This window comes from Chryseobacterium angstadtii (genome assembly GCF_001045465.1).
GTDB lineage: Bacteria > Bacteroidota > Bacteroidia > Flavobacteriales > Weeksellaceae > Chryseobacterium > Chryseobacterium angstadtii.
In genome coordinates this window covers 172,774-193,543 of sequence record NZ_LFND01000002.1, presented here as the reverse complement: position 1 = coordinate 193,543, position 20,770 = coordinate 172,774, and the positions used below count along the sequence as shown (strand labels likewise).

The following is a 20,770-nucleotide window of genomic DNA, read 5'->3' as shown; positions in this document are numbered from 1 at the left end:
TACAATATGAAAGTAACTGTTGTAGGTGCAGGCGCTGTAGGTGCAAGCTGTGCGGAATACATCGCAATGAAAAACTTCTGTTCTGAAGTAGTTTTAGTAGACATTAAAGAAGGATTTGCTGAAGGTAAAGCCATGGATTTGATGCAGACAGCATCACTTAACGGATTCGATACAAAAATTACAGGAACAACGGGAGATTACAGCAAAACTGCAGGTTCTCATGTAGCAGTGATTACTTCAGGGATTCCAAGAAAACCTGGAATGACTAGAGAAGAACTGATCGGTATCAATGCAGGTATCGTGAAAGACGTTACTGCAAACCTTGTAAAACATTCTCCGGAAGTAATCATTATCGTGGTTTCTAACCCAATGGATACTATGGCTTATCTTGTACACAAAACTTCAGGTCTTCCTAAGCACAAAATCATCGGAATGGGTGGTGCTCTGGATTCTGCAAGATTCCAGTACAGATTGGCTGAAGCATTGGAAAGCCCGATTTCTGATGTTAACGGAATGGTAATTGCAGCACACAGTGATACAGGAATGCTTCCATTATTGAGTAAAGCGACAAGAAACGGAGTTCCTGTAACTGAATTCCTTAGTGATGAGCAACAAAAATACGTAATCGAAGAAACTAAAGTAGGAGGAGCTACTCTTACCAAATTATTAGGAACTTCTGCCTGGTATGCACCAGGTGCAGCTGTTTCTGTAATGGTTCAGGCGATTGCTTGCGATCAGAAAAAAATGATCCCTTGTTCTCTAATGCTTGAAGGTGAGTACGGACAAAATGATATCTGCTTAGGAGTTCCGGCTATTATCGGAGCAAACGGAGTAGAAAAGATCGTTAACGTAACGCTTACAGCAGACGAACAATTGAAGTTTGCTGAAGCAGCTAATGCTGTAAGAGAAGTGAACGGAGATCTTAAATTTTAATTGATTTAAGCTTTATATAGCAGTTCAGCGCGGCCTCCGGCCGCGCTGAACTTTTTTATAGTGAGTCCTGAATGCTTATGGAATTTATCTCGGCGCGGCCGGAGGCCGCGCCGAGACTAATTCTCAAAATCCCGTTTATTTCAAAGCCTTTAAAATCCTCTCCAGTTCCAGATCTCTCTTCTGGATAATATCCTCATCTTTATACCGGATGACCTCATTGATTTTAACGCCTACTTTCTGCGTTTGTGTCTTATCATAGTAAAAAATACCGTTTCCGGTAAAGACTAAATTATATCCGGCAGCCAATGGCTCTGTCACGATATCTCCATCGGCACCGGCTGTTTTCTGACCCATAGTGATCGCCTGAGGGAAAACATTCTGAAGGTTCATGGTATTCCATTCACTCATACTTAATGTTTCAGGATTAACGATGATAAAGACTTTTCCGTTATAAGGATGGACTTTTTTATTTTCAATATTAGGGTAGTAATGGCCGAATATAGCGTAGCTGATGGGAGTATAAGTCCCTCTATTTTTAATGTTGGGTTCGTAATACAGGCCAAAATGATTTTCTACAGGCGAGAAATATTTATAAACGTAATGAAATACGAATCCGCCCCAGTCCGGATAACCCCGCATATCAAAAACAATGGCTTTTTTGGATGTAGCCTCTTTAAAAATCTGCTCCATATGAGCGTCTTGCTGATCATCGGAAATGTTATCAGCAAGACGAATTACATCATGGATTTTAAAATAGGCGATATCTTTGTGATCCATTTTATAGTTGTCATTCTTACGGAATTTTTCTTTTATATATTCCGTGACTTTTGCCAGATCTTCTTTGTTTTTAAAATCTGTAAAATCTACTTTTTCGGTATGATTTTTATGATCCTCCGACTGTATTTTCAACTCTTTTTGGGCAAGATTATCCGGCCAGATCAGGTTTTTCTGATAATCGGAGATCATGTAGAGAAGCGTTTCCTTATTCGAAGCAGAGATAAGTTCCTGCTTTTCTTTAACAATCTGACGAATGCTTTTACCATTAATTTCAGTTATTTTATCTCCGATCCGGATATGGGATTTAGATATCTTTTCGGGAAGAACAATGCGTGTGACCAGAAGATGATCATCGAAAACGACATAATCAAAAGGAGGATAATACAATCGGTGGTATATTTCATTCTTGTATTGCAGCTGATCATAAAATTTGAATGCATGAGTGTCCTCCATTTTAGCAGCAGCTTTGGCAAGAATAATTTCAAAATCTTTGCGGGATGTACATTTAATGGCCTTATTCAGTAGTTCCAGAAAATAAGAATCAGAGTCTTTGCCCATCAGGTATTTATGCGGATAAAGATAATCTATAGAACCCTGAAACTTCGCCATAATCAATAAACGGTAGGGCAAAGGGAGATTTTGGTCTTTCGGAAACTGATTTTTACTTTTATCTGCTTCCTGTTGATCTTTCTTTGTAGAAGAGGCTATGAATCTGTGACCATAAATGTTGTCGAGTAATGTTTTATGTTCAGCACTGATGCTTTTATTTCTCTGATACCAGTTGAAATTCTGATTGACTGATAATACATCTTTCGCTTCATCTTTTACAGGAGCTCCGGGAAATTGATTGTTAAGTTTTTCCGTTAAAACTCGGATAACAAAATCAGCATCCGACTGATCATTCATTTTTTCAATCGTTGCTAAGAATAAACTGTCGGGATCTGTCTTTCCGCTTGCAAGATCGGGATGGTAATATTTTAAAAAATTCCAGGTTTTGAAATAGAAATTATATTGATCTTTTTGACCGTAGGCCAACGAAAAGGCCATGATCAGGAAAAAAAATAGATTGAGTTTTTTCATTTTCTTATCAGATATGTAGATGGAAAAGATAAGTTTTTTTTGTAAAAACTTCAGGTTCAATATAAAATAAAAAAAACGCACCGAAAGGCACGTTGATTATTTACTATTTTGACAGATATTGAAACTACTTCCGGAGATTGATAAAACTCCAGACCGCATCTACAAATTCCCTGTTTTTCTCGTAATACAAAAGATGTCCTCCTTCTATGGGAACCACTTTCTGATCAGGGAAATGAAATGTTTTGTAATGTTGTGTCCCTACTGCTTTATCCTTTGTTCCGGTGATAATAAGTACAGGAAGACGAATGTCTTTTGTAATGGAAGCATAATCGGCATAGTATTCCGGGAATTCTTTGGGTTTTGAAATGACGGCCATTCCGAAATCAATAATCCGTGGATGTAAGGAATCTATTTCGTCTGTCTTTTTAATTGTTTCAATATCTTCCGTGAGAAATTTGTACCCTATTCTTTTCTTTCTCAATGCGCTGCTGACTTTTGAAAGCTCTGTGGAAAGACTGTCTTCGGAGATGGTTTTATCAGGCTGCTGAAGAAGAGATTTTCCATATTCGATCTGTTCTTTTAGAGTTTCATGATTGAGAAAATGCAGGGTGATATTGGCCAGAATGAGTCCTTTTGTATGCTGAGGGTATTTTTTTGCATAATTAACCGCAATGATGCCTCCGAAAGAATGAGCCAGAAGAAAAACCCGGTCAATTTTCAGATGCTGTCTAAGCTCCTCAATATCCTGAACCATTGCGTCCAGATGATAATTCTCCGATTTTCCTGAGGTGCCGGATCCACGCTGATCCATATAGATCATCTTCATCTTTTTTTCAAGGGTATTCCCACCCAAAAGTTCAAAAGAAGGATATCCCTGTCCCGGACCTCCCGGAACATAAATGCAGGCTTCTCCCTTTCCTGAAACTCTATAACTGATTTTCACATGGTCGGAAGTTTCAAAAGAACCTTCAGGACTGGTTTTCTGAGCGCTCAGAATAGCTGCGGAAAATAAAATGAACAGTAGAGTATGGATTGCTTTCATAGTATAATAACAACCGGAATACTGATTTTATTACTTTAAGAGTAGATGTTTGTTTTGACTTTCGAAATCCTGAATGTTATCAATAAGCAACCATTGCTGAAGGTGCTAACGGAGTTGCAGAATACCCTTCGAGAATAGGCAGGCAGCCTATTGGGTAACTTTTGTCGTTGGTTCCTACAAGTTTCATCTTTTTTCATGGCCGATGAGTTTTTCATCTATATACTCCGTGAATGGTTTATTTCGCATATTATTTTTTAGGAATTACCTCAAGGGTTTCGATGCTTCCTACCGGAGCAATTTTAATTTGTTTTTCGCCCTTTTTTACATAAAAGTAATAAGCACTGTTGATGTCTATCAAATGAATAGGAGAAGGTTCTCCAGAATCTGAAGTCAGTATGTAATTGGGCTGTAAAGTCTGGCTGTCCAGCTTCTTTTTAATTTTTTCACCATGACCGATTCCTAACCCTATGAATAATGCCAGAAGCTCAAAACCCGCCAGAATAATAAATACCGGAATCATGGCTTTTCTTAATTCCTGTTTGTTCAGCTCCGGATTCATTTTATAACTTATCAATATTTTCCTGACCCAGCCCTTATGACTGTATCTGACAAGGAAAGTCTGAAATAAAAAGAAAAGAAGTACCACGGAAACAATAACAAGGATGAGGATCGGATTAGCAACCATATCAGATATCGGACTGATCAGAATGTCGGTAATCGATGAGTATTTCAGGATATTGATTCCCAATGGATAAAAGAGGAGGGCTTCTTTTAAAAGTCCAAGAATAATTAAGTATATATATCCTAACGGAAGTAATCCTTGAATTTTTTCTAAATATTTCATGCGACTAATATAATTATATTTATATGATCTGCCCCAAAAGCTGGTCAATAAAAAAGAGCGGTAAAAAGACCGCCCTCCAAAAATTTATCTAACAATATTTTCTTTAAAAATAAACGCATCCGCATCCGGTTTCCCAGGGCTGGCATAAACGTAATGGTTCATCGCAGCCTCCGCCCGGATTTCCGCCTCCGGTAGATCTGTAGCATGTTCCTCCACTGCAGTAATAAGAGCCGAAAGTAGGAGGGCAGTTTCCGTCTGCGTCACAAAGTCCATACGCTACATCACCTCCGCTGATCAATTCCAGCTGCTTTCTTGTTAATTTCTTTAAGTTTTTCATAGCAGTTAATATTTTAATTTGTTGATTACTAATATATAAAAAATATTAACACACTTGATTGTGATTTAAACAAAATATTGTAAATATTTAATAATTTATTGATTATATGGTTTAAATAGAGTGGCGTAAATAGAATTGATAATGAAAAATATATTTGCCATTCCAGCTACAAAAAATCGTTTATGGGTTCAATGGAATGAAAGCACTTTCCGGGTTTGAAAAGAAACTGCTCAGTATTTCGGTATATTCTCCTATAAATCTAATGTCATAAAAACAGCTGTTTCTTCAGGATTTTCGTATAATCTTGTATTCAGTCCTGTAATACCGAAGCCCATTCTTCTGTAAAACTGTATCGCCGGATAATTCGTATTTTGGGTTTCAAGCTCAATGACTCTGCAGTTTAAATTCCGGGCTTCACGGACTGCATTTTTAATCAGCTGGACCCCGATTCCGCCCCTTCTGAATTCTTCACTGATCAGAATATTGTCAATGTAAAAGCTCTTGTTCCAGGTTCTGTGTTCACAAATAATCCAGCCTGTAAGCTTATTTTCTTCAAAAGCTCCGAAAGAATGTCCCTTTTCAATCATTTCATTAAGCTCATCAATATCATCGGAACCGGTTTTCCAGACTTTGGTGTAGGGAAGAGATTTTTCTTTTAAAATAAATTCAAAAGAACCTCCAAACTCAACAAAAGAGACGGATAATATCGTGTTGGTCGTATATCCGTTAATTCCCCAGTCGGATGTAGGATTTTCAGTCAGTTTTTCAAGTTTTTTAATGTTCATGGAAAGGTAGATATAGTGGATTTTATTGAATTTCTGTACAGATTTCTACTAAATACTTGTCGGGATCCTGAATATACGCCACTTTCTGACCCCATGGTTTTACGGCAACATCTTCATAAAGAACAGCCCCATTTTTAATCGCTTTTTCTACAAGCTTTTCAACATCATCGGTCGTAAATCCCAATTCGATTCCAAAAGGTTTTTCCACGGATTGGGGAAGTGAGAATCCTTTTTTTATATTGGATTCTGCCAGAGCTATTGAAGCGAAAGAAAGGCTGGTTTCTCCTGTAAGAAGTTCTCCGTAATCCCTTTCCGGAGTGATGAATTTAACCGGAATATCAAACGTATCCTGATAAAATTTCATTGATTTTTCAACATCTTCTACGTAGAGAATAACGTATTTGAATTGAATCATAATATAATTTTTTAATGAGGTTTTCGGAGATTTAAGTGATCAGTATATTACTAAAATCATAATATTGGTAAATCAGATAATTACATGTCAAAACGAATCAGTTTTTTGAACATAAATCATTAAAAAGTTTTGTTCCTTCAACCTGTTCAAGATTCTTCAGTCTTTTCAAAGCAGTGCACGCTGTAGTCATATCTTTTTTATTCAGACTTATAGATGTCACATTATACAAGGCATCTACATTTGTATTATCTAGGTCAAATGCTTTATTAAATAATTCTATGGCTTTATCTAATTTTTGTTTATCAATAGGATCCATAGCTTTATTGTAGGTTTCATCAGACAATATTTTATCTTTTATTGTTACAGGGACTTTATTCAAGTCTTTACGAGCATTATTAAAAAAAGCGAATTTCATTGTAGAACCTTTAAATGTATCCACATATTTAATTTGTGTTTCTATATGATATGGAATTATTACCTGCTCAAATTTTTCAAAACCTTTTAAATTCCATAGATGATAACTACTTTCAATATTTGATTTTAAAAATTCTATGCCTTTTACATTGTTTTTAGATCCAGTTACATTTTCATACTGAAACTCTACTTTTTGTTTCTTTGGATAAATTATAATGCTTCCTTTGATATTAAGATCACGATCATTATTCGTCATAGAGCGTTCTAAAATATCAGAGAAAATATTCTTTTTTAGCGAAGGTGTAAAATATGTAGTAGCCATTGCGGTGCTATCATTACTTACGGTCTTGAGATACTCTTTTTGGAATTTTGATGTTCGTATGAATGACATCTTTTTTATTTTATCATTTGCGGTAACTCCTTCTATTCTATTAATAACAATCAAAGTGTCACCGGTTAGTCTTTCAATTTCATAGGATGTTTTTGGTGAGGTTCTGATATCTTTATTTTCTATTTTTATGTCATAACATACTTTCTGATCTTCAAATATAGGATTAGAATACTCGCAAAGTTTGTTATCTGAGAGTTTCCATATTAAAAATCTTTCAGAGTTTTGTGAAAGATCCCTGCTTCCATCAAGCATACAGGATTTTGACAGTGCCCAATTATCAATTAATTGCTGTTTATTGATTTGTGCACTTGTTTTAACGATAATAAAAATTAGAAAGAAAGAAATGTATTTAAACATAAGTTTGGTCATTAATTATTAGATGTAAAAATAAGTAAATTTTATTGCAGGGCATCTGTTATTAGCCGGTTAGATTATATGTCAGCTTTAAAAAAGTATTTTTTTACCGTAAAAAAGAATGACAGCAGAAGACAAAATGGATTAATTTAAATTTAATAAAATTTCACACGCCAAAACTTTCAAAACCCGTAAATTTGTGGTCAACAAAAATGTACTAGATGCTTAGGAAAATTTCAATTGCAGCAGCGGCTTTACTGTCTGTAATTACAATCAATGCTCAGAAGAGTAAAAATTCTCAGGTAGAAAGACCAAAATTAGTAGTAGGATTGGTCGTAGACCAGATGAGGTGGGATTATCTGTACCGTTTTTACGGAAAATATGGAAATGATGGCTTCAAGAGGCTTCTGAATACCGGATATTCTTTAAATAACGTGCACATCCCTTACGTACCTACCATTACGGCTTTGGGACATACCTGCATCTATACGGGTTCTGTACCTGCGATCCACGGGATTGCCGGAAACGACTGGACGGATAAAGAAACCGGAAAAAATGTATATTGTACCACAGATGAGACTGTTCAGCCTGTAGGCACCACCAACGCTAAAATAGGAAGTCATTCTCCTAAAAACCTTTGGTCTACAACCGTAACCGATGAATTAAGACTGGCTACCAATTTCCAGGGAAAAGTGATCGGGGTTTCACTGAAAGACCGTGCTTCTATTCTTCCTGCGGGGCATACACCCAACGGAGCTTTCTGGTTTGATGACAGTACCGGAAATTTCATTACGAGCAGCTGGTATATGAATGATCTGCCTCAATGGGTAAAATCCTTCAATTCTCAGAACCTGCCTGAAAAATTAGTGGCCAACGGATGGAACACATTACTTCCTATCAATCAATACACAGAAAGCTCGCCGGATAATTCTCCATGGGAAGGATTACTGGGAAGTGCAAAAACGCCGGTTTTCCCTTACAGTAATTTAGCTCAGGATTATCAGACCAAAAAAGACAATATCCGTTATACTCCTTTTGGAAATACATTGACTCTGAAACTTGCTGAAGCTTCTGTGGAAGGTGAAAAACTGGGAAGTGATCCGGTGACGGATTTCCTGGCAATCAATTTAGCTTCTACCGATTATGCAGGTCATAAATTTGGCCCGAATTCTATTGAAGTGGAAGATGTTTATATAAGACTGGACAAAGATCTGGCTGAATTTTTCAATTATCTGGATTCCAAAGTAGGAAAAGGAGAATATACCGTTTTCCTTTCTGCAGATCATGGAGGAGCTCATTCAGTAGGCTTCCTGAAAGAACATAAGATTGCAACAGGATTCTTCGGGGAAGGAATGGAAAAAGATATCAATCAGAAACTGAAAGATAAATTCGGAGTAGACAAGCTTATTAATGCCGTAGACAATTATCAGATTTATTTCGACAGAAAGCTGATGCAGGACAACAAAATTGAATTGGATGATCTGAGAGACTTTACCATCAAAGAACTTCAGAAAGACCCTACCGTTCTTTATGCCGTATCTGTAGACGAAGTACAGGAAGCTACGATTCCGGAACCTATCAAACAAAGAATTATCAACGGAATCAACAGACAGAGAAGCGGTGATATCCAGCTGATCTCACACGATTCTATGCTGCCTCCATATTCTAAAACCGGAACCACACACAGCGTATGGAATTCTTATGATTCCCACATTCCATTGATTTTTATGGGCTGGGGAATTCAGAAAGGAGAAAGCAACAAAGCCTATAACATGACTGATATTGCTCCTACCGTTTCATCTTTATTGAAAATTCAGTTCCCAAGCGGAAATGTAGGAAACCCGATCACAGAAGTTATTGGAAGATAAGTTAAAACCTTATATTAATAGTATACAAAACATTCCTTTCGGGGAATGTTTTTTTGTTACATCTCTCCTGATGCATAAAAAAATGAAACCGAAGTTTTAAGGCCATGAACATTCTGAAAATTTTGTTTGAATATTAATTCTAACTTCAGGGATATATTTTTATATTTGAAAAATTAATAAAAAAAATTATAACCATGAAAAAATTATCAAGAGAAGATTTGAAAATCATCAAAGGCAGCGGCAATATGGCATGTTCAGTTGACCGTAAATGTCCACCTCTTAATATCTGCTGTAATCAGGTATGTTTGAAGGTTACTGAGATAGTACACCTGCCAAATTGTGAGGAAATATAATAATGACAGCTTTGGTATCTTATTCATTTTGAGATTTCAGTTTCCAGGCGTAAACGAAGTAATAAAATATCGGGGGATATTTTTTACCCTATTATAAAAAAGAGATGCAAAACTGCATCTCTTTTTTTGTACCATTAAAAACTAACTGGTTTTGGTAAAAACTTATTTCACCGGAGTTGCCCTTATATTGATGGTATCGCGGTTACTGACTCCAAATGTTATTCTGAAAGCAGTACCGCTGGCTCCGGAACCATTTAAAGTTACCGTATAGTTTCCGGCAGGTAACAAAAGAGTAGAACGGGGAACAAGGTAGAAGTTTCCGGTAGTGATAAAAGTCGTGAAACTGTTGATATATGACATTGAAGACAATCCAAATATCGTATTGATTGGAATACTGGCAGGTGCAGCGGTAAACGAATAGTAAGTATTACAAAGCTTTACCGAATTGTCCGTTATTCCCGCTCCGGTAGCACCCGGAGCAATACCTGTATTGGTGAAAACCGCAGAGATATTGGAGTTGAATTCTACTAATGAAGTTCTGGTTAATGTAAAAGAAAGGGTAGTCAGGGTAATAGAAGTAATGGTTCCGGTGGTAGTAGAGGCCGGAACATCCAGAGGGATTGAAGCAAGAGCATCTCCGCCTATTGTTCCGCCGGAAATCATTGTTTTCTCAAACCAGGCAGATTTTCTCTGCCATTGGGTACCGTCGTTGTAATATTCTCCCGGATAGACAGGATTGGCTGCCACTGAACTGTTGGTGGCAGTGTTATATACGGTCATTCCTGCAACATGGGCCGAAAGTGGAGAAGGATTATTGGTGGCGGTAAGGGCAACTCTCGGAAGTAATACTCCTTTATTGGTGCTGCTTACTTCCAGCATAGCATTGGTATTGGGCGATGCCAGGCCTATTCCCACTTGTGCCGTCATTGTTGAGGAAATCCCCAGAAAGGTAATCATTGTAGGAAGTATATTTTTCATGGATTATTTTTTAATAGTTGATATTCAATATTTCTGTTATTTTGTAGGGGTTGCTTTAATCATGGCCATATCCCGCACACCGGAGCCATAGGTAACTCTGAAAGCATTACTGCTGGTAGCTGTTCCGTTTAAATTAACGACATAGTTTCCTGCCGGCAGCAGAAGGGTAGCATGAGGAGCCGTATAAAAATTCCCTAAAATAGTTGTTATATTGGCGGTTGTGGTATTCATATAATTCATAGTAGCGTCTCCAAATGGAGAATTCACAGCAATTCCGCTTGGTGCCGTTGTAAATACGAAATTCACGGTAACAAGTTTTACAGAAGAATCTCCCAGGGGAGTGGTACTGTCACCATTCACATTGAAAGACATTGAAATATTTCCACCGAATTCTACGGAAGAAGGCCTGTCCAATGTAAATGAAAAGGTACTTAAAGTAGTGGTAACCGAAGCGCCTGCTGCAATATCTACAGCGGTAGGAGAAAGTAAATCGGTAATAGAACCTCCCGCGATCATTCTTATATCATTCAGCGCAGATTTTCTCTGCCACTGAGTTCCGTCATTATAATATTCACCGGGATATACCGGATTGGCAGCAACAGAAGTATTGGTAGCTGTATTATAGACCATCATTCCTGCAACATGAGCTGTTAAAGGAGCTGGATTATTGGTGGCGGTTAATGCTAAGCGGGGCAGTAAAAAACCTTTGTTGGTATTGGTGATATCTAATTGGGCATCGGCATTGGCATTCGCAGATCCTACGGCTACCTGAGCATTATAGGATGAAATGCAAACCAGAAAAAAAGGAATGGTATATTTAATTTTTCTCATATCTTAATATTGTAATGGTGTTAAAAAATAGAGTGCCTTCCGGTTACTGTAAAGGAGTGGCTCTGATCTGAATCAAATCACGCGTACCTCCGCCAAAACCTATCCTGAAAGCCGTTCCGCTTAAAACAATTCCCCTTAAATTCAGGACATAGCTTCCTGCGGGCAGTGTAACGATTGCAAATGGACTCAGATAGATGTCTCCCGTAGAAGTACTGGCAGAAGAAAGAGAATTGGTATAAGAGGTGGAATGATCCCCAAAAAAAGCCGTAGTAGATACATCGGTCGGGGCTGTGGTAAACTGAAAATTGGCTGTACACAGTTTTACAGCTCCGTCTGATATTGGCGTCGTATTACTTCCGGAAGCAGTATACCGTGTAGAGACATTGGCGTTAAATTCCACAGTTGACGGTCTGTCCAGCGTAAAAGAAATAGTACTCAGGATAGTGGTTGATGCAGTCTGGGCAACAACATCTGCTGTGGTCAGAGAAATAGCATCGGTTATACCTCCTCCGGTAACCATTCTTACATCATTCCATGTGGATTTTCTGAGCCATTGAGTCCCGTCATTATAATACTCCCCGGGATATACCGGACTGGCCGCCACTGTAGTATTCGTAGCCGTATTGTACACGCTCATTCCCGCTACATGAGCGGAAAGCGGAGAAGCATTGTTGGTTGAAATAAGAGCTACTCGAGGCAGGAGGACTCCTTTATTGGAGCTTGTCACATCTAAACCGGCATTCACGTCAGGAGAAGTTATTCCAATTCCTACCTGTGCCTCAACAAATAAAAATCCTGCGAATAAAAAAGGTGTAATAAAATTCGTGTTCTTCATTGGTTCTAATTTTATTTAAATTTATCAAAAAATATTCCGATGATTGATTTTTTACTTAATTTTTTTAATTATTTTGAATAAAAATCACTTTAAATGATTTTATGATGTTTATTTAATTTTTTAAGTAAGGATCTTTTAGGCATATACGAGATCAATCATCATTTGGTTTTTGTTTTTTTTAAAAAAGTTTAAACATACTTGTTTCTGTATTTATACCTTTGTTTAAATGCTTGGTTTTGTGAATTGTAGATGATTGTATTGTAGATTTTTCTATGGATTATTGGATGCTGCTCCCGGACCAGTTAATCTGTTGTCTTCGATTGGATCAGTTCATGGATCTCTTTTTTATACAGAAGGTTCCGTTTTCTGAGCTTCAGAACTAAAAAAAGCAGTAGAACAATGATAAGACAGCCAATACCTGAAATAATTCCCGTAAAATAATGATACCGGGTTTTCATTGCAGTACTTTTTTTCAGAGTTTCCTTATTGTGTTCGTTAATAGAATGGTTGATGGAGCTCAGCTCATTCTGCTCTCTCTGAAAACGCATTTCAAAATATTTCCGGCTGTAGATTTGATAAAGATGAGGTTTTCCCATAGCCAGATAATTTTCAGACATTTCTTTATAAATACCTTCGTTGAGGATAAGGTCACCCGTATTTCTGCTGAGATCTTCAGCTCTGATAAGCAAATGGAGAGCTGTCTCATTCTCCTTTTTCTGTTTGTACATTTCTGCCATACCTTTTAAAGCAAAGGCTTCCAGGCTTTTCGCTTTGTTCTTTCGGGCATAATTTGCAGATTGTACGAATGCTTCATGCGCTTTTTCCGGCTGATTGAGATTAAGATAGCAATAACCGATATTATAATAAACCACGCTCATATTGGAATACGTAAGATGTTTATGTTGGGTTTTATCAAAATTCTCAATAGAAATCAGGAATTTTTCAAGGGCAATCTCAGAATTCGACTGGCTTTTATAAATCATCCCCCGGATCGCAAAGCTCCTTGCTTTTTCGATGTGTTTTTCCTGAAGATGATCCGGAAGCTGGTCAAGATACTGATCGGCTTCGTTAAGAGTTTCAAGGCTTTTACTGAAAAGTTCCATCTGCTGGTACTGAATGGCAGCAGAAATCAGGACGCTGGTCCGTATTTTCGGATCATTTGTTTTTTCTGCTGTCTCCTTAGCTTTTAAAAGATACTGCAGAGACTGGTCGAAATCTCTTTTCGCAATATAGGCCGTAGAAAGAAGCTGATAAATACTGATTTTCCGGTGAATGTCTTTTTCTTGTTGAAGCAGATTTTTCCCTATGTGGATCGTGTGGGCTGGATTGTCGTAGATTTCAAGACGGGCTTTTTTCATCAGTGAATCAAAAGAAACCGGTTGTGCGGAAGCTGAAAGACAGAGACCCAGGAAAAATCCTGTAATAATTTTTGAGATAATTTTCATGATGCACTGTTTTTACTGATTTCGCGGATATAAATATTGGGCGACATACCCGTCACAGATTTAAAGACCGTTGTAAATGCACTGTGCGAAGAAAACCCTGAATATTCAGCCAGATAACTCACCTTGTAATTAAGATAAACGGGATCTGTTCTCAGAAGACGCGCAATATGATTGATTCTTAATTCATTGATATAACTGTTGAAGTTTTTACCCTTACTGCTGTTGATGACTTCGGAAAGATATTTTGTATTGACACCCATTTGAGAAGATAGTACCGAAAGACTCATGCTTTTATCCAGATACCGTTGCTGTTTTTCCCATTCTTCCAGTTTTTGGAGAATTTCGTCCTCTTTTTCCTTTGAAATTTTATTCGGATCTTTTTCGGAGGTTTTATTTCCGGAATTAATCTCCTCAGATGGCTTTGGTCCTGTTTTCAGCTCCTGTTCCTTTTGTTTTTGAAAAAACTCCGACTGCTTTTTTAGATCTTTATGACTGCTTCTTAACATTAAAAAATAAATGAGAAGGCTTAAAATAATAGTGATAATACCCGCAGATATCAAAAGAACCTTCTTTGTCTGCTTTTGCTTCTGAAATTCTAAATTATTAATCTGATTGGTTTCCACCAGTTTTACAATATAGCGGATACCTTCTTTGGTATTGGAATCCAGTTGGGTTCGGAGCTCTGTATAAAGCTTGTTGTACTGATGGTATTTTTCATCATGATGAAGCGCAAAAAAATTTCTGGAAAGAGATTCATAAATCCTTGCTTTAAGCTGGTTATAAGGCAGGCTTTCAATCCTGGAAAGTCCTTTTTCAAGAATTTCGGAGGCTTTGTCATAATCTTCTTTTAAAAAATAATAACGTGATAAATTTTCATAGACTAATGCCTGTAAAAAGTAATAATCCGTATTCTTTTCTGCAAGGAGAAGGGTAGATTCCAGAAGATGTTTGGCTTCCTCCTGTTTATTTTGCCTTAATAAATAAGAAGCCTTGAAAATCCTGTTTTCTATCTCCAGGATCTGATTTTCCTGATTATGAGGCCCGAGATACCGGTCACTTTTGCCGAGGCTTTCAAGAGCTTCGTTGAGATTCCTGTTAATCCCGAAATTAATGGCCTGGAGCTGATAAAGCTTGGCAGTAATGGCGTTCATTCTCGGATTGTCACCTTTTAGCAGTTTGTTATCTGCCAAAATTCCGGTAATGATTCGCTGGGACTGGCTGTAGAGATCCAGATTCTGATACTGATCGGCAAGATTGTAATCGCCGGCGGCCTGTATAAAAAAAGACTGATTTTCTTTTTCCTTAGTATCGTCCTTCTGACTATAGATATTAACAGACTGCACATAATCTCCTTTCATAGCATAAGCCTGAGAAATGATATTCTGCAATACTACCCGGTGCTCAGGATTCTGATCGCTGATGAGAAGGCTTTGCGAATAGCTGATGCAGTCATCAGGATTCTGATAGAGTTTTTGAAAAGCTTTGTCTGCCAAAATACTGAAATCCGGACCAGACTGTCCTTTCATTAAAACCGAACAGAAAATAATGAGCAGAAACCGGATGGTTTGGACCAGATTGCTCTGGCAGGGGAATAATTTTTTTTCATTTTTTCTTACAATTTCCTGCTGATGGGTCCTCAAAATAGATGATGGTTATAAGGTTGATTTTTAATGATTTATATTTTTAATTCTTTTGAATTTCATGAATTATGTAAGCCAAACTTTTTAAAAAACACAAATATAATATTAATATTGTTTCAGCCAATTCAAAATGTTAACCATAAATAATTATGAAAAAGATTTACAAAATTTCAATAAAAGCTTTATATGCTTGTTGTGTAGTTGGATTTTTATTTTCAAAAGCTCAACTGACTGTGATGGCTGTCGGAAACTATACCGTAGGAGGTATTTCTGATGGGGGAATTGTAAGCATGCATACCAGTGCCGGGCAGATTTTCAAATGGGATGAGATCAACGGCCTCGTTCAGATAGGCTCTATTTCTAATGGATATCCCGCTGCAGGAAGAACTCTCATTACAGCCGATGGTACCAAAATAGGTTCTTCCACCACCAATGTCGGAACAGGGTTTAATGAAATCTCTACTTACAATACAGCTTCCTCTTCCTGGAGCAATCATGGAGGGCTTGTTCCTACGGGCTGGGACGGACATGTAAGTTCTACATGGGGAATGACCTCAGACGGAAATACAATCGTAGGGCTGGGATGGCTGACTGCGGGAAACGCTCATGCCGTAAAATGGGATGCCGTAAACGGAGTGACCGATCTTGGGAGTATGGTTTCAGGGAGAAGTTCCAGAGCAAATGCCATTAATGGAGACGGTTCAGTGATTGTCGGGTGGCAGGATCAGGACAACGGAACCAGAAGCGGTGCCAAGTGGGTAAACGGAACTGAAAGTTATATTACAGACAATAATGGCGGATACGTAGGAGAAGCAGGAGATGTATCTGCCGATGGAACAACAATTATAGGATCCGCAATGCCTAATCCATACGTATGGAACAGTGTAAACGGTCTTACATACATCACTCATCCAAATTCCTCAGCCTTCTTCAGAGGGGGAGCAACCGGAATCTCTGCCGACGGTAATAAAGTAGTCGGGTTTTTCAGAGCGTTTGCGGCACCTCCGATGTCTGGAGAAGGCTTTATATGGACTTCCGGAGGAGGGCGTGTGAATCTGAATGACTATGCCGTAAATATGGGGATCAATACGCAGGGAGTTACCATGTCTCTTCCTCTTGCCATTTCTCAGGATGGAAGAAGAATTGCCGGAATAGGAACGAATGCATCCAACCAGATTGTTGCATTTTATCTGGATCTTTCGAAAATACAGCTTTCTACGAATGAAAGTACAAAAGATAATACTCAGTTTTCCATTTATCCAAACCCTGTAAAAGAGGTTCTTTATTTCAAAGGATCCAAAAAAATAGAGAAGGTGGAAATATACAATATGGCAGGTCAGAAAGTAAAAACAGACAGTGTTGTGGTAGACAGAATGGATGTTTCTTCTTTATCAAAAGGGAATTATATTCTGCAGATTTTCGTGAAAGGGGAAATTTCACAGAGTTTCAAATTCATAAAAGAGTAAAATAAAATTAGACGCACTTGAAAGACCTGACCAAAAAAACTCGCAGATTTTCTGCGAGTTTTGTATGTAATAAAAAATGAATCGTTTAATTGATATACGAAGCATTAAAAGACATTGAAATCGGACGGCAAGGCATATTGGCACCGGAAGTTGTTCCGTTGTTGATAGGTCTGGTCATTCTTACATCTAAAGTATGATTGCCCGCCGTAAGGAACTTTACCGTATTGATGGTAAATTGTGTATTGGCTCCGGCTGAAGCTTCTTGAACACGGAGATAGCAGTCCGTTGCAACCCCGTCGATATAGAGTCTTGCTTCATAAGTAGCCGCACCACCTCCGGCAGGGGTACCCACATAATCTATTCCCAGCATAAAATTGATAAATAAAGCTTTACCACCTGCAGGAATTGTAATAGATTGGGATGTTCCCGTTACTATTGTTGCTCCAAGGTCGTTTACGTTATAATCGGCACCGGTAGTACTGTTTACTGTTGCTGTATTGATACTGGCAGGAGCCGGATTGGCAACCGTAATTATATTCCCGGTAGCATCCACTCCGATAGACTGTCCTGTACCGATGGGAGCAGCAGAAGTAAGATTGGTTAAACGTACTCCCGAAACGTTGGCAGTACCTGAAGCCACTTCAAATCTTGCATTGGGGGTTGTGGTTCCTATGCCAAGATTTCCGTTGCTTAATACCGTCATCCTGTCTGTTCCGTTTGTTTTTAAGGCAAATGGAGTAGCATTAACCGTTCCGACGCTCAGTTTGGTTGAATTTCCAAAGGAATTAATCTGAGCTACACTGGCATTATCTACAAACATGTCAAGTCTGGCAGATCCTCCTAATAGAGTGTTGGACCCTCTTGCAGATCCGGCTGCAGAAAGTATCGCCTGGGTGGTGCCTGTTGCAATTCCTATGGTACTTGTTGAGTTTACGAAACTCAGCGTATTTCCGTTCGTGGTTACCGTTCTTGCTGTCGGTAAAGTCCCGTCAGAAGTATAGATATTGATAGAAGGATCTATTTTCGCCCAAACGGTTCCATTGAAATAATAGTATCCGGTAGCGTCTATGTTTACAGCAGTCCCAGCCAATGTACCCGTAGCAATGCTATTGATATAAACCATTGTGGAATTGGGAACACCTGTCATGCTTTGTGCTCTTTCTCTGTCCACTCGAGGAATTAATAAGCCGTCCACATTGGTGGTGGTGCCTGTTGCATTTTTTGCAATAATATCCAGTGTAGAAGCAGGCGTAGTAGTGTTTATACCAACTTGCGCCATAGCAAGCGAAATATTTGCGGCTAAAAGTATGATTGAGATTTGAATTTTTTTCATGAGTAGTGATTTAAGATAATGATTAATTTTCACCATTGCCATATCTTATCTGTTCTATATTTAGTTAAGATAAGAGGCATTAAACGAAATTGAAAGCGGAGAACAGGTTATATTGGCCCCGGAAGTGGTTCCGTTGTTGAATGTTCTCTGCATTCTTACATCAATGGTATGGTTTCCTGCGGTAAGAAATTTAATGGTACTGATGCTGAAAAAAGCATTGGCACTCACTCCGATTTCCTGAGTACGCATGTAGCAGTCTGTTGCCACACCGTCTATATACAATCTTGCTTCATAATAAGCCTGTCCGCCTCCGGCAGGATTGGTTGTATAATCTACACCAAGCATGAAATTAATGAATAAGGCTTTTCCTCCGGTTGGAATATTAATGGTCTGTGATGTTCCGGTTACGATAGTCGCAGCAAGATCGTTCACGTTAAAGTTGGCAGCAGATGTGCTGTTCACTGAAGATGTACTTACATTGGTAGGACTCGGGTTAGCAACCGTTATTATATTTCCGCTGGAATCCACGCCCAAAGCCTGGCCCATGTTTATGGGTGACGCAGAAGTAAGGTTGGTGAATCTTAAACCTGATGTGTTTGCCGTTCCTGAACTTAGTTCCAGAGCTGTATTGGGAGCAGTTACACCTATTCCTATATTTCCGTTACTAAGCATAGTCATTTTGTCTGTTCCGTTTGTTTTAAGCCCTATAGGCGCAGCATTTGTAGTTCCCATACTTAATCTTGTAGAAGTACCTGAAGAATTGATCTGTGCCGCGCTGGCATCGTCTACAAAGGAATCTACTAAGGAAGTACCGCCGGACAGGGATAATGTCCCTCTTGTAGAGCCGGTGGCAGAAATTCTTCCTTCCGTTGCGCTTGTAGTAATACCTATATTATTGGCTCCGCTGGTAAAATTGAGGAAATTTCCATTCGTCGTTACGGTTCTTACACCGCTTAAAGTACCATCTGCAGTATAAATATTCACCAGAGGATTTAATTTTATCCATGCTGTTCCGTTATAATAATAATATCCTGCAGCATCTATATTGGCTGCTGTTCCTGTTTGAGTTCCCGTGGCAATACTGTTAACGTATATCATCGTGGAAACAGGAGTACCGCTCATACTTTGAGCTCTTTGTCTGTCTACTCTGGGAATTACCATGCCGTCTACATTGGAAGTGGTTCCCGTAGAATTAGCTGCCGTGATATCCAATGTGGAAAGAGGATTACTGTTATTAATACCAACCTGAGCTGTAAATAATGAGTAACCGGTAATTGCAAGTATGATGGAGAGTTGAATTCTTTTCATAGGAAATGTTTTTAAGATAATAATTCATTGTTTCACAATAAAAAACTGTAAAATGTTTACTTTTTTACCTCAATTAATTCAGGTAAGTGGCATTAAATGACATAGAAATCGGTGCACAAACCATGTTAGTTCCCGAAGCAATTCCGTTATTGAAAGTCCTTGTCATTCTTACATCTACAGTATGGTTTCCTGCCGTAAGAAATTTTACTGTGTTAAAACTGAACTGAGCACTTAGTCCCCCCGGCCCATATTCCTGGGTACGCATATAGCAGTCTGTTGCAGCACCGTCTATATATAATCGGGCTTCATAGTAAGAAGCCCCGCTTCCCGCAGGGTTGTTGCCATAATCTATCCCCAGCATAAAATTGATGAATAAAGCTTTTCCACCTGCCGGAATAGTTATAGACTGCGTGGTTCCCGGGATTAAAGTTACCGTGGTGTCGTTCACATTATAACTGGCTCCAGTGGTACTGTTTACCGAGGCTGTTGTTACATTGGCAGGCGTTGGATTGGCTACTGTTATCACGTTTCCTGTGGCATCTACTCCCAGAGTTTGACCCGCACCGATAGGAGATGCAGAGTTGAGGTTGGTAAGAATTGTACCAGAGGTATTGGCTGTACCCGAAGTAATTTCCAGTTTTGTATTAGGCGCGGCATTTCCTACTCCTACATTTCCTCCGCTTAGTATGGTGATCCTTTCAGTACCGTTAGCTTTGAAAGCAATTGGAGTGGCAGTTGTGGAGCCGATTGAAAGTTTTGTAGCATTTCCTGAAGAATTGAACTGTGCAGCCCCCGCATTATCCACAAAATAGTCGATATTTCCGGAACCACCAGCCAAAGAAAGGCCTCCTCTTGATGAGCCTGCTGCTATCAATGATCCTTCCGTTCCGGCAGTATTTATTCTTACACTGTTGCCGCCATTTACGAAGTTTAAAAGGTTACCGCCCGTACTTACAGTTCTGGTACCGGATGTAATGGAACCATTGGAATTATAAATATTGAGGGAAGGCACCAGCTTAGTCCATGCTGTTCCGTTGAAGTAATAATAGCCGGCAGCATCTATATTGACTGCTGTACCCGCTAATGTTCCTGTGGCAATACTGTTTACATAAATAAGGGTGGAAACAGGAACGGCAGACATACTTTGTGCTCTTTGTCTGTCTACTCTAGGAATTAGCAACCCGTCAATATTAGTACTGGTTCCCGTAGCATTGCTCGCTAAAATATCCAGCGTAGCTGCGGGGGATAGATTGTTTATCCCAATGCCAATCTGCGCATTATTGAGAGCGAAAACCCCTAATAATGCAATGAGAGAAAGTGATTTTTTTTTCATGTGTTTAC

At 38.7% G+C, this 20,770-nt stretch carries 18 protein-coding genes; 3 read left to right on the top strand and 15 right to left on the bottom strand.

Annotated elements, in window-relative coordinates; translation table 11 throughout:
* The first annotated feature begins 6 nt into the window (after positions 1-6).
* Positions 7-933: a malate dehydrogenase gene (locus ACM46_RS06190; protein ID WP_034745431.1), complete on the top strand. Its 927-nt coding sequence runs from the start codon at positions 7-9 to the stop codon at positions 931-933.
* 135 nt (positions 934-1,068) lie between these two features.
* On the opposite strand, the gene ACM46_RS06185 is transcribed toward ACM46_RS06190, so the two are convergent.
* The 7 genes from ACM46_RS06185 to ACM46_RS06155 form a co-directional block, all read right to left on the bottom strand.
* Positions 1,069-2,790 carry a S41 family peptidase gene (locus ACM46_RS06185; RefSeq protein ID WP_048505773.1) on the bottom strand — a complete coding sequence of 574 codons (1,722 nt, stop codon included), beginning with the start codon at positions 2,788-2,790 and terminating at the stop codon, positions 1,069-1,071.
* 124 nt (positions 2,791-2,914) lie between these two features.
* Positions 2,915-3,832, bottom strand: a complete 918-nt coding sequence (locus ACM46_RS06180; RefSeq protein ID WP_048505772.1) for an alpha/beta fold hydrolase — start codon at positions 3,830-3,832, stop codon at positions 2,915-2,917.
* A 247-nt stretch (positions 3,833-4,079) separates the two neighbouring features.
* Positions 4,080-4,676 carry a hypothetical protein gene (locus ACM46_RS06175; RefSeq protein ID WP_048505771.1) on the bottom strand — a complete coding sequence of 199 codons (597 nt, stop codon included), beginning with the start codon at positions 4,674-4,676 and terminating at the stop codon, positions 4,080-4,082.
* 103 nt (positions 4,677-4,779) lie between these two features.
* A complete protein-coding gene (locus tag ACM46_RS06170) occupies positions 4,780-5,013 on the bottom strand; it encodes a hypothetical protein (protein ID WP_048505770.1) in 234 nt (77 codons plus the stop codon).
* 251 nt (positions 5,014-5,264) lie between these two features.
* A complete protein-coding gene (locus tag ACM46_RS06165) occupies positions 5,265-5,798 on the bottom strand; it encodes a GNAT family N-acetyltransferase (protein ID WP_048505769.1) in 534 nt (177 codons plus the stop codon).
* 22 nt (positions 5,799-5,820) lie between these two features.
* A complete protein-coding gene (locus ACM46_RS06160; protein ID WP_048505768.1) occupies positions 5,821-6,213 on the bottom strand; it encodes a VOC family protein in 393 nt (130 codons plus the stop codon).
* A 97-nt stretch (positions 6,214-6,310) separates the two neighbouring features.
* Entirely contained in the window at positions 6,311-7,375 is a 1,065-nt protein-coding gene (locus tag ACM46_RS06155) for a tetratricopeptide repeat protein (protein WP_131707547.1), read from the bottom strand.
* A 218-nt stretch (positions 7,376-7,593) separates the two neighbouring features.
* Between ACM46_RS06155 and pafA the strand changes: the two genes are divergently transcribed.
* Positions 7,594-9,240: an alkaline phosphatase PafA gene (pafA, locus tag ACM46_RS06150; protein ID WP_048505766.1), complete on the top strand. Its 1,647-nt coding sequence runs from the start codon at positions 7,594-7,596 to the stop codon at positions 9,238-9,240.
* Between the two features lie 515 nt (positions 9,241-9,755).
* Here pafA and ACM46_RS22800 read toward each other — a convergent pair.
* The 5 genes from ACM46_RS22800 to ACM46_RS06125 form a co-directional block, all read right to left on the bottom strand.
* Complete coding sequence (locus ACM46_RS22800; RefSeq protein WP_053082680.1) at positions 9,756-10,571, bottom strand: hypothetical protein; 816 nt, start codon at positions 10,569-10,571, stop codon at positions 9,756-9,758.
* Between the two features lie 36 nt (positions 10,572-10,607).
* Positions 10,608-11,402, bottom strand: a complete 795-nt coding sequence (locus ACM46_RS06140; RefSeq protein ID WP_048505765.1) for a hypothetical protein — start codon at positions 11,400-11,402, stop codon at positions 10,608-10,610.
* 43 nt (positions 11,403-11,445) lie between these two features.
* On the bottom strand, positions 11,446-12,237 hold the full coding sequence (locus ACM46_RS22795) for a hypothetical protein (protein ID WP_053082679.1): 792 nt from the start codon (positions 12,235-12,237) through the stop codon (positions 11,446-11,448).
* Between the two features lie 302 nt (positions 12,238-12,539).
* Positions 12,540-13,682, bottom strand: a complete 1,143-nt coding sequence (locus tag ACM46_RS06130) for a tetratricopeptide repeat protein (protein WP_048505764.1) — start codon at positions 13,680-13,682, stop codon at positions 12,540-12,542.
* A complete protein-coding gene (locus ACM46_RS06125; RefSeq protein WP_083997362.1) occupies positions 13,679-15,208 on the bottom strand; it encodes a response regulator transcription factor in 1,530 nt (509 codons plus the stop codon). Before ACM46_RS06125 ends, ACM46_RS06130 begins: the two co-directional genes overlap by 4 nt.
* A 263-nt stretch (positions 15,209-15,471) precedes the next feature.
* Here ACM46_RS06125 and ACM46_RS06120 point away from each other — a divergent pair, with 263 nt between their 5' ends.
* Complete coding sequence (locus tag ACM46_RS06120; RefSeq protein WP_048505763.1) at positions 15,472-16,788, top strand: T9SS type A sorting domain-containing protein; 1,317 nt, start codon at positions 15,472-15,474, stop codon at positions 16,786-16,788.
* Positions 16,789-16,873: 85 nt separating this feature from the next.
* On the opposite strand, the gene ACM46_RS22790 is transcribed toward ACM46_RS06120, so the two are convergent.
* The 3 genes from ACM46_RS22790 to ACM46_RS06105 form a co-directional block, all read right to left on the bottom strand.
* Positions 16,874-18,121, bottom strand: coding sequence for a hypothetical protein (locus tag ACM46_RS22790; protein ID WP_053082677.1), 1,248 nt, complete (start codon positions 18,119-18,121; stop codon positions 16,874-16,876).
* A 60-nt stretch (positions 18,122-18,181) separates the two neighbouring features.
* Complete coding sequence (locus tag ACM46_RS06110) at positions 18,182-19,429, bottom strand: hypothetical protein (protein ID WP_048505762.1); 1,248 nt, start codon at positions 19,427-19,429, stop codon at positions 18,182-18,184.
* Between the two features lie 73 nt (positions 19,430-19,502).
* Positions 19,503-20,762, bottom strand: a complete 1,260-nt coding sequence (locus tag ACM46_RS06105; protein ID WP_048505761.1) for a hypothetical protein — start codon at positions 20,760-20,762, stop codon at positions 19,503-19,505.
* Positions 20,763-20,770: the final 8 nt, after the last annotated feature.

Coding starts and splice junctions, on each gene's coding strand:
- ACM46_RS06190 (WP_034745431.1), top strand. CDS start 7: ATGAAAGTAACTGTTGTAGGTGCAGGCGCTGTAGGTGCAAGCTGTGCG.
- ACM46_RS06185 (WP_048505773.1), bottom strand. CDS start 2,790: ATGAAAAAACTCAATCTATTTTTTTTCCTGATCATGGCCTTTTCGTTG.
- ACM46_RS06180 (WP_048505772.1), bottom strand. CDS start 3,832: ATGAAAGCAATCCATACTCTACTGTTCATTTTATTTTCCGCAGCTATT.
- ACM46_RS06175 (WP_048505771.1), bottom strand. CDS start 4,676: ATGAAATATTTAGAAAAAATTCAAGGATTACTTCCGTTAGGATATATA.
- ACM46_RS06170 (WP_048505770.1), bottom strand. CDS start 5,013: ATGAAAAACTTAAAGAAATTAACAAGAAAGCAGCTGGAATTGATCAGC.
- ACM46_RS06165 (WP_048505769.1), bottom strand. CDS start 5,798: ATGAACATTAAAAAACTTGAAAAACTGACTGAAAATCCTACATCCGAC.
- ACM46_RS06160 (WP_048505768.1), bottom strand. CDS start 6,213: ATGATTCAATTCAAATACGTTATTCTCTACGTAGAAGATGTTGAAAAA.
- ACM46_RS06155 (WP_131707547.1), bottom strand. CDS start 7,375: ATGTTTAAATACATTTCTTTCTTTCTAATTTTTATTATCGTTAAAACA.
- pafA (WP_048505766.1), top strand. CDS start 7,594: ATGCTTAGGAAAATTTCAATTGCAGCAGCGGCTTTACTGTCTGTAATT.
- ACM46_RS22800 (WP_053082680.1), bottom strand. CDS start 10,571: ATGAAAAATATACTTCCTACAATGATTACCTTTCTGGGGATTTCCTCA.
- ACM46_RS06140 (WP_048505765.1), bottom strand. CDS start 11,402: ATGAGAAAAATTAAATATACCATTCCTTTTTTTCTGGTTTGCATTTCA.
- ACM46_RS22795 (WP_053082679.1), bottom strand. CDS start 12,237: ATGAAGAACACGAATTTTATTACACCTTTTTTATTCGCAGGATTTTTA.
- ACM46_RS06130 (WP_048505764.1), bottom strand. CDS start 13,682: ATGAAAATTATCTCAAAAATTATTACAGGATTTTTCCTGGGTCTCTGT.
- ACM46_RS06125 (WP_083997362.1), bottom strand. CDS start 15,208: ATGAAAGGACAGTCTGGTCCGGATTTCAGTATTTTGGCAGACAAAGCT.
- ACM46_RS06120 (WP_048505763.1), top strand. CDS start 15,472: ATGAAAAAGATTTACAAAATTTCAATAAAAGCTTTATATGCTTGTTGT.
- ACM46_RS22790 (WP_053082677.1), bottom strand. CDS start 18,121: ATGAAAAAAATTCAAATCTCAATCATACTTTTAGCCGCAAATATTTCG.
- ACM46_RS06110 (WP_048505762.1), bottom strand. CDS start 19,429: ATGAAAAGAATTCAACTCTCCATCATACTTGCAATTACCGGTTACTCA.
- ACM46_RS06105 (WP_048505761.1), bottom strand. CDS start 20,762: ATGAAAAAAAAATCACTTTCTCTCATTGCATTATTAGGGGTTTTCGCT.